This window comes from Candidatus Desulfolinea nitratireducens (assembly GCF_982879505.1).
The window spans coordinates 1-9,109 of sequence record NZ_CEYOSI010000144.1; the positions used below are offsets into that span (position 1 = coordinate 1).

Genomic DNA, 9,109 nt, shown 5'->3' on the forward strand with positions numbered 1-9,109 from the left:
CCAACCACGCCATGAAACTTCCCACTTTTGTCTATGACTGGAACACTGCTTGTAACCACCATACCATGTTGAGCTGCGTCAACATAAGGTTCAGACCAAATTACCTGGATAAGGTCATTGGAAAGGGAATTCTCTGCTTGCAGGAACCAAGGTCGCTTTGAGGGATCAAATTCTGGCGGTACCAATGTGGCCAGGTCGATATTGGGATAATAAGATGTATATCCATCGTAGTTACCAAAGTAGACAGCCAAAATATTGGCATTATTTTCAACAATATCTGGTACGAAAAAATCAAGGTGACTGACTGCGTTGGCAATTGTGACTGTCTTTGTAGTGAGTTGAAATGTCGAGGGGGCAAAGATTGATGCCGGATCACTATTTGAGTTATCCCAACCGCCACCCTGTATGCGATTCAGCTCTTCACTCGCATCCCAGTAATTAGTTCCGGCGATGGCTGTATCCTGACTGAGCAGGTTGGCCGCATAATTAGCTGTTGCGTTTACTTGTCTGTCAATTTCAGTAAAGAAGTCATTTATGATTTGGGCCTCCCCAGAGGCAAGTGCGGCAATTTGGTTTTCAGTCTTATCTTTCTCTGCATTTTGGATTTGGTCACCCAGGAATTGCTGTGTTTCGTTGTTGCTGGTGATAAGAAAATAGCCTACAGCAATTGCTGCCAGCACGGCAGTTAATGTTGTGGAAAGTGCGATACGCCCTCGCAGAGATGATCTCCGCGGCTGGCGTTGACTGGTTATTTCCTTGATGGGGTTGCCTGATTCGAGGTTCATAACTGCACCTTTATTTATTGCTCTCTAGCTGAATGATGATATCCGAACCGCCTAAGGCCTGTTCCAGTTCTTCCGCTGTTGCCTGCATGATGCTTTCTACATCCAGCGCTGCACTGATGCGCGTAGCTCCTTCTGAAATGACGCGCTCTTTTGTAGCTCGCCGTTGGGCATCTTCCAGCAGCCGGGCGTTTTCCAGCGCAATTGTGGCACGCTCTATTGTAGATTGAATCAAACCAATCTCATCATCCGTCCACTCGCGATTTTTGTCAGCTGATTTAAGTTTAAGGTGACCAATTATTTTTCCGCGGAGGCTCAACGGAAGGATCTTATTTGCTTCAAATTTGACCTTTGTCTTGATATCTGTTGTGATTGGTTTTGACTCTACACCATCATAGTGGTACCCGGTTATGGTCTGTTCTTGTGCGTAACTTTTCCAGGCCACACTTGTTTGCTGCGCATAAGCATCCTCGGTGTCCCTTAGTGCAATCTGGGTTTGTTCGAGAAGTCGGGCATTTTGAATGGCAATAGCTACCTGGTCGGCCAGAGTAGTGAAAACCACCAAATCTTCATCGGAAAAAGCATTCACCTCTGTAGATTGAATATCCAATGCACCTATGTACTCGGAACCAAGGCGGAGGGGGATTGCTATTTCCGAACGGGTTTCAGGGAGATCCGGGTTGTCGAAGTAGACGGAATCAACCCCAACGTCCAGGGCGATACGGGGCTGTCCTGTTTTAACGGCGTAGCCCACAATTCCTTCTTTACCAATTTGAAGTTGATGACCCCGATTCAACATTTTCTGACCGCCAACGCTATTAGCCGCACGCAAAACGGTATTATTATCCTGGGTATCATTTAAGAAAATGCCCACATGGTAATAGCCAAGTTGTTGACTAATGGATTTGGTAGTAGTGGAAAGGAGATCGTTAATATCCTGCATGTTGGTAAGAGAGCGAGCAATATTTGCTATGGCGGTTAACTGCTCCGCTCGACGAGATATTTGCTTGTTTGAAAGTGCAAGATCGTTTGTTCTTTCATTCACGCGTTGTTCAAGATTTCCACTTAAGGATTCTAGTTCCTGATTGATGGTGAGCAACTCTTCTAATCTTATTTTTTCAGTGTTATCACGATAATTGGCTAACAAGATGAGCACGACACCGATCACGCCAATGATCGCGGTTTGGGCTATAAGATTTTCAGGAAGGGTTATTCCAATAAATTGGAGGGACAGGAATAATACAATATTTAGCGCTGTTAGAAGAAGCAGTGCCCAGGAGGAAAGAAATGAGCCGGCAACAATCAGACTAAGAGGTACATAACTTAGGATCAAGGTGGCAATATCCGCCTGGCTTCTCTGGATAAAGATCGTTATATAAGCTGTTGAGCTGAAACTTAGAGAGAAGATGAAAATCGAAACCCGGAACCATTTTGTTCTGGAAAACCCGTAAGCGAGCAGGCTTGTAATCAGGGCAAAGATAATTTCAGGCGCAAATGCTATTTCATACCCATCACGGATTAAGACGACGATACGACCAATTAAGTTTAAAATGAATATTGCAAATAGAAATGTTGCCGCCAGGCGTGCAGAGCGCTGATCGCCAATATCTTTTAGCGCAGAGGAGGGTGATGCAAGAAAATCCCAAAAAGATCTTTTGGATTTAGGTATATTTGGCTCTGGTATTGGTTTGATTTCAGAATTCACATTCGTACTCCTGTTAATCCTGGTCGCTTTCCAGCTCTAAAATAATTTCGGTACCGGTAAGATGTCGTCCCAATTCCTGGACAGTGGAGCGCATGATCGCATCAATATTGGTAGTCGCACCAATCTTTAAAGAAATTTCGCCAATGGTACGTTCTTGCACAGCGCGTTGTTGCGCTTGATCAAATAGACGTGCGCCTTCCAGGGCGATGCCGATCTGTTCTGCTAGGGTTTCAGCTAAGAAAAGCTGTTCCTTGGTCCAGGCACCACTTTCTTTTGGCTTGCGAAGCTTGATTCCGCCAATTACTTTGCCACGATTTTTAACCGGTAAAATAGCTGTGAGCCCGTCGTGCTGGATCATCTGGCCAGTTTTTAGTGCTTGCAAGGTTTCGGGTGACTGTATTTCCTTTATGGAATGGACAATATTTGATTCGTCTGAAAGAAATCGGGGAATTATTTGTCTGCGAGAAAGTTCAATCCATGCTTTCTGACTAAGATCGCCATATGCCTTGCGTTCGGCTTCCAAAGCAATTTCGCTTTTTGCAAACAAATCTGCGTTATTAAGCGCAACCGCAATCTGATCCGCCATCGTTTGCAGCACAGCGATGATATCCCGATTGAAGGCAGCAGGTTGACTGCTTTGTATGGTCAGCGCACCAAGCACACGTCCACGAGAGCGCAGGGGTAAGGCCCCTTCGGAGCGTGTTTCTGGCAGGAGGGGGTTTTCAAATCGGACTGCATCTTCTCCAACATCCAGTGCAAAACGAGGTTGGGCATTAGCAATACTCCAACCAATCATGCCGTCACCGACTTTAAGGCGATGATTGCGATCCAGCATGGTTTGGCCTGCCTGGCCCGTTCCGGCCTGCAGAACTGCCCATTCGTTTGCCGGATCCGTCAGGAAGAGCCCAACATAATAAAAATTGAAACGGATTTGTATAAGCTTAACAACTTCCCTGATCAAGGCATCTGCATCAGTAATGGATGCAACTGCGCGGCTAATTTCAGCCGAAGTTTGAAGATATTTGGAGCGTTCTTCCAGAGACAGAGTACGTTCAGCGACTCGCTCTTCCAGGGTATGAACAAAACTGCTGACTTGAGCTGCCATACTATTAAAAGCCATTCCAAGTTGGCCAATTTCATCATCACTTCGCACATGAACCTGTCGATCCAATTCTCCTTGTGCCATTATCTGGCTTACTTCCCCAAGTTCCTCCAAGGGCGTTAGAATAACACGCCGCAAGAATTGATACATTATCAAAAACAGCAATCCGATCGCGGACAGAAGAGATACACCTAACCCCAAAGTAACAGTTTGGGAGGTCTCCTGAAAATTACTGAGACTAAGGTCTACAATGCTATCTCCAAGCACTTCAAGCCCGGTACCATGACAAGTTTGGCATCTAGGTTCATTGTATAAAGGGACAACGCTGCGTAACACATCCTGTCCCTCGATTGAAACGATGGACATCACCGGTCGTTCTTCAGGAGGCAGTTGATGGCAACCCCAGCAAGTGGGATCGGAAGCACCTACCTCGTAAATACCTCTGTCGAGATTTCTTCCTCCCGGGAATCCTGTAGCATACGAAGTCAGAACATATTGATCGTCATATATTGCAATGCTATCAAACTGACCACCGATATTTTCTCCCAATTTTTCAAGTGTTGTTTGAATATCGTGTTTATGCCCTTCCATCATTGCATCTGACACCAAACTTGAAGCAATGGAATTCAGGTTCTCTGCCGCTAAAATCTCACGCTTCCAGAGTTCTCCCTGGGCATAGGTGGTGACAGCATAGATGATACCTCCCAGCAATGGCAATAGAATCAAAATGATTATTGAGGAGGCTTTAAAGCGAATACTTCGATTACGCCACCAGTTCATTGCGAGCACCTTATAATTGTGAATATGTTGATTTGCATGCGGGTAATCCTGATTCTTGATTTACGGGCGGGACATCCCGGTAACATCTCCGCCGAGATTATCTATGCTGTCATACAATATTTGTAAGACATAATCGCTATTGTGGGCATATGCACCTGGATCATGGGTCAGATAGTTATAGTTATATGCAGCTCGTAGCAGACGGGGAGTCCAGGCATTGTACGCGTTATCAGAAAGATTCTCTTCCAAATCAATCAGACCATTATTGTTTGTGTCTATGAAATAGTATGGGTGGGTTTCAAGATCATATGCAATCGGGATCCCGACAATTTGCACAGAATAGGCTTTAATTGTCGAATAAAGAGTTTCCTGAAGGGCACTAATTTCGTAGGCAATTCCTTCAGAAATATCACCGTCACCGTCATAATCGGTAGTATCCACACGAATATCCCGGGGGTCAGTTCCTGTAAAAGTATGGCACTCCCCACATGTTTCAAATTTCAGTTCCAGGCTGTGTTGGTTGTGGCAATCAAGACAAGAAAAGAAATCCTCGCCCCGGTTAAAGCGACCTTTATACGTATTTCCTGCGTATTGGTAGGCCCCTTGTACTTCAGTGCCAAATGGTGTTGCGGCTGAGGTGGAGTGGCTATTTATGAACTCAAGCTCAGTACTTGGTACATCAAGATCTACAAGCGCTAATTCGGCAATCGCCTTGTCGACAGTTGATGTTGATGCACGACCTTGGTGACATAATATGCAGCGGACCTCAGGTCCGAGTAGGCGAAGGGTTGACCCCGAAGGAAATACAACACTTGCCAGATCCTCAAATGCCTCATTATGACAAACATAACAGGTAATTGTAGTGCCGGTTTTTGCGGAATTGTCGACCTGATTAATCGTAGTACCGTCAATACCCAGAAAATCTATCAATCCCGGTCTGCTGTGGCATTTGGCGCAGTCGACAGGAATCTCTTGAGGATCATCTTCATTCCAGTGGGTGAAGGCCTCTGCCTCTGCATCTGCATGAGCAGATGTAAACCAAAGATCCTGATAACTCTCTGGCACTGGACAAACCAATGTTTCGCATTCTGGACAGGTAAATGGTTTGGCCGAGGAAGTTGGCACTTCAATTTTTGGACTACAAGCATTCAAAACAGTCACTGCTCCAATCATGAAAGCTAAAACGAGCCACGACATATTCTTGTGGGAAGTTCTTTGTACTCCCATTATTTATCTCCTATCGCATTGTTGTCTTGTGGATCAGCGCTTACCCAAACTTCTGCTTCAGCTATACCTAGCGCTTTTCGAAGCTCAATTGCGGCAGTTTCAAGTACGCTTTCAATATCCAGTGTTTCTCGCATACGGGTAGAAGTTTCGCTGATAATCAATTCACGTTCAGCTCGATGTTGTGAAGCCTGGTAAAGCCGTGCGCTGTCCATCGCTGATTCCAAACGCGATGCCAAAATTCTCAATAACTCCCTTTCCGAGTTTGTCCACGCACGATCTTTTGGTTTATGGGCGTCGATATATCCAACTACCTTGCCACGAATTGTGATCGGTATTTTTTCAGATTCGCGCTGTTTTGCTGAAGGGTCATATGGTTCTGCAGGCACAGAGGTCAAGCCATTTTTATCGCGAAGATAGGCGCCGAATTTTTGAGATTCGATATATTCTCCCCACGCTTTCTGCGTAATTTCTCCATAGGCACGGCGCTCTGCCTCTAACGCGCTCTCCTGTTTTGCGAATAACTCAGCATTCTCAATCAACAGGGCAGTCTGGTCTGCAAGAATCTGTAAAATTGAAACCCTACCATCGCCAAATGCCTCAGATTTTTCACTTTGAATAAGGAGGGCACCCATTACATCGCTCCTCCCTCGTAATGGAATTGCAGCATACGAATTGGTTCCCAGCAATGCTGTTTTCAATCCCCTGTCAGTATCAATGTTGGAATATGCCTGCCCCTCGATAATAGCCAACCCTACAATATCCTCGTTTATGGGAAGAACAAAACTGTCTGGGGGATAAGCTTGCTCATTCCATCCATTGCTGGATGCCAGTCGAAGATCTCTATTTGCATCAAAGAGAAAAACAGCGGCACTATTTAGCATAAAGTCTTCTCGGAGAAGATGAGTTATTTCATTCAATATGTCTTGAGGAGTGACCAGGGCTGCAAGTTTCCGGCTTATCTTTGCTGATGCCTCCAGGGCATTGGATCGTCGCTCAAGAGCATTGTGCTGGGTTTCAAGAAGATGACTCTGCTCCGCAGCTCTGCCAGCAAGCATTGATCTATCCTCAATTGTTTTATTCAGGTTGACCAATAATACGCCTATTGAGAGGATAATAGTGAAGGTAACTATAACAAGTGTTACTGTTGTCCCACCCCAAATCGAAATAGAAAATTGTTCCAATTCTGGTACAGGGATAGCTGAAGATATAAAGAGATACCCGGTAATTGCCCATATCAAAGTAATGGCAATTGTAAAAGCCAATCCAGCACGTCGGCCGAGGAAGATAGCAGCTAAAACGGCTGATAAAATCAACCAAATCCGCCCATCGCCAATCGCAGCTCTTTCAAATGAGCTCAAAAGGCCAATCGACAGTACTATTAAAGTAAAGCTATACGCCCGATATTTTATTGGCACACGTGTGAAAAAGGCCGTAGCCATGACCCATATATATGCAGCAGTATAGCTTAGAAAGAAAACTGGAGTTAAGTTTTTATAAGCTAAAGCAATACCAACAAAATATGCAATCGTACCGAGAATTGCGACCGTTCTAATAACGGTGGCAAATACCGTTGCGCGCCAGGCCTCGAGTACATTCTCTTCATGATTGGTTTTTGGGACGCCTGGGGTGGGGGAAGGAGAAATCATACTGTCTCCTCTCTTTCTTCATCATCAGCTAAAAGGTGGATCGTCACATGGTCTAAATCCAGCAATTTATATAATTCGTCCGCGGCCAATCGGATTACTGATTCAACATTCATCGTTTCTTGCATTCGACTCGCAATTTCACCAACCACGCGTTCTCGATCGGCTTGCTGCCTTGTTTCGTCAAAGAGTCTCGCGCTATCCATTGCCTGGCTAAGTTCTGTTGTTAGCGTTTCTGCCAAGTCCAAATCTTTCTGATCCCACGATCTTGCGTCATCTGGTTTAGAAAGTCGAATGGTACCTATAGATTTTCCACGAACTGTGATTGGAATATTCGCTGTTCGCTTGTTTTCTTCCAAAGTTGATTGACTTTCTAAATAATTTTGATCAGCCTTTTCTTCCAGAGGAAATATACTGCCATCGCTGGCGCTTCGAAAACCGAAATTTTTCCCTTGTCGAATGAGTTCCTGCCATCCAAGATGACTCTGCTCTCCATAGGCCCTGCGAACATTAGCGAGTGCAATTCGACTTTCTTCAAAGAGATGAGCGTTTTCAATGGAAATCGCAATTTGATCTGCTAATACTTGTAATGTAACCATATCCGCTTCCCCAAAGGCTTCCCCTTCCTGACTCTGGATGTCAAGGGCACCGAGAATTTTTCCTCCAGCGATTAGAGGAAGCGCCAATTCGGAGCGCGTATGTGGAAGATCAGGGTTATTGAAGAAAACGGCATCCTGCCCAACATCGAGGGAGATACGGGATTTCCCGGTCGCTGTGACATGGCCGACAATCCCCTCCTCGCCAACCTTTAGTTTATGGGACCTGGCGAGCATCCTTAATCCGCCTAAGCTATGGGCAGCCTTGAGCACTGCATATTTGCCGTGGACATCGATCAGGAAGATGGCGGCATGATAAAAACCAAATTGTTGACTGATCAACTCAGTTGCCTGTGAAAGGAGTTTGTCAAGATCACGCAATGAAGCAGCAGCATGTCCAACGGCGCTTGCCGCACGTAGCTGTTCCGCTCGACGCTCAAGAGCCTGTGTGCGCTCTGCGACCCGATCTTCAAGTGTTGTAATCAGGGAATTTAGCTGCCCTGTCATCATATTGAAGGATTTCCCCAGTGCCCCGATTTCATCTTCTGAGTTGATTATTGCACGTGCGCTGAGATCTCCCTGGGCAACTCTATTTGCAGTTTCGGCCAGCCTTAATACGGGCCTTGTAAGATATTGACTTCCACTAAATGCCAAAAGTGATGCGCCAATTGCGGTTGCAATGGCTATCAATGTGCTTATATCGTTTTGCCTTTGAATAGGGGCGTTAATGGATTCGATGTCTTGAGAGACAATTACAATCCAGGGCAGCGAAGCTTCCTCGATTTCCACAGATGCTATTAAATCCAGAGGCACCTCTGTCTCGGAATCTCTTGGGAAAGCCTGCGCTTCAAAAACAGGAGAAATTAAGCGATTTCGTAAGCCTTTATCTAGACCTGGAACATCCAAAGAGAGTTGAGCTGTACTTCCCACGGGAAGAAAGTGATTCATTTGCAATGGCGTAATAATATTTGTTGTAAGGGGTGTTGCCGACTTAAAATTTAGCTCCGGATTTTTTCCGTTTGAGAGTAATAAATAAACTGAGGACGGATCTTCCGGGTCAATATTATTTACCTCTTCCTCAGTAAGAAGAGCTATAAAAAATTCTCCTATATCTTCTCCCTCTGTTTCCATATAATTGTTGATCTCTTGCTGCAAAATATATGGGTGATATTCAGCTCGAAGAACTCCGACCACTATGCCGCTTTTTAATTTGATAGGTGCGCTAAAGTAAATAGAATATTCACTTGAGGAAAGGATTGTAGAGAATTCACTCA

At 45.1% G+C, this 9,109-nt stretch carries 6 protein-coding genes; all 6 read right to left on the reverse strand.

What is annotated here, in order from left to right:
• Positions 1 to 785 (reverse strand): cache domain-containing protein (locus AC3DOM_RS12365; RefSeq protein WP_487919355.1); only part of this gene is annotated, 785 nt, incomplete at its 3' end.
• 10 nt (positions 786 to 795) lie between these two features.
• Positions 796 to 2,487: a GAF domain-containing protein gene (locus AC3DOM_RS12370; protein ID WP_487919356.1), complete on the reverse strand. Its 1,692-nt coding sequence runs from the start codon at positions 2,485 to 2,487 to the stop codon at positions 796 to 798.
• A 13-nt stretch (positions 2,488 to 2,500) separates the two neighbouring features.
• The gene (locus AC3DOM_RS12375) at positions 2,501 to 4,369 is read right to left on the reverse strand and encodes a GAF domain-containing protein (protein ID WP_487919357.1); all 1,869 of its coding nucleotides are present in this window, start codon (positions 4,367 to 4,369) and stop codon (positions 2,501 to 2,503) included.
• Between the two features lie 60 nt (positions 4,370 to 4,429).
• Complete coding sequence (locus AC3DOM_RS12380; protein ID WP_487919358.1) at positions 4,430 to 5,596, reverse strand: polyheme membrane-associated cytochrome C; 1,167 nt, start codon at positions 5,594 to 5,596, stop codon at positions 4,430 to 4,432.
• Positions 5,596 to 7,242 carry a GAF domain-containing protein gene (locus AC3DOM_RS12385; RefSeq protein ID WP_487919359.1) on the reverse strand — a complete coding sequence of 549 codons (1,647 nt, stop codon included), beginning with the start codon at positions 7,240 to 7,242 and terminating at the stop codon, positions 5,596 to 5,598. Before AC3DOM_RS12385 ends, AC3DOM_RS12380 begins: the two co-directional genes overlap by 1 nt.
• Positions 7,239 to 9,109: GAF domain-containing protein (locus AC3DOM_RS12390; protein WP_487919360.1), on the reverse strand; the 1,871-nt coding region annotated here is incomplete at its 5' end. The genes AC3DOM_RS12390 and AC3DOM_RS12385, both read right to left, overlap by 4 nt.

What these genes read in the sequence shown, in the direction of transcription:
- AC3DOM_RS12375 (WP_487919357.1), bottom strand. Translation starts at nt 4,369, where the DNA reads ATGAACTGGTGGCGTAATCGAAGTATTCGCTTTAAAGCCTCCTCAATA.
- AC3DOM_RS12380 (WP_487919358.1), bottom strand. Translation starts at nt 5,596, where the DNA reads ATGGGAGTACAAAGAACTTCCCACAAGAATATGTCGTGGCTCGTTTTA.
- AC3DOM_RS12385 (WP_487919359.1), bottom strand. Translation starts at nt 7,242, where the DNA reads ATGATTTCTCCTTCCCCCACCCCAGGCGTCCCAAAAACCAATCATGAA.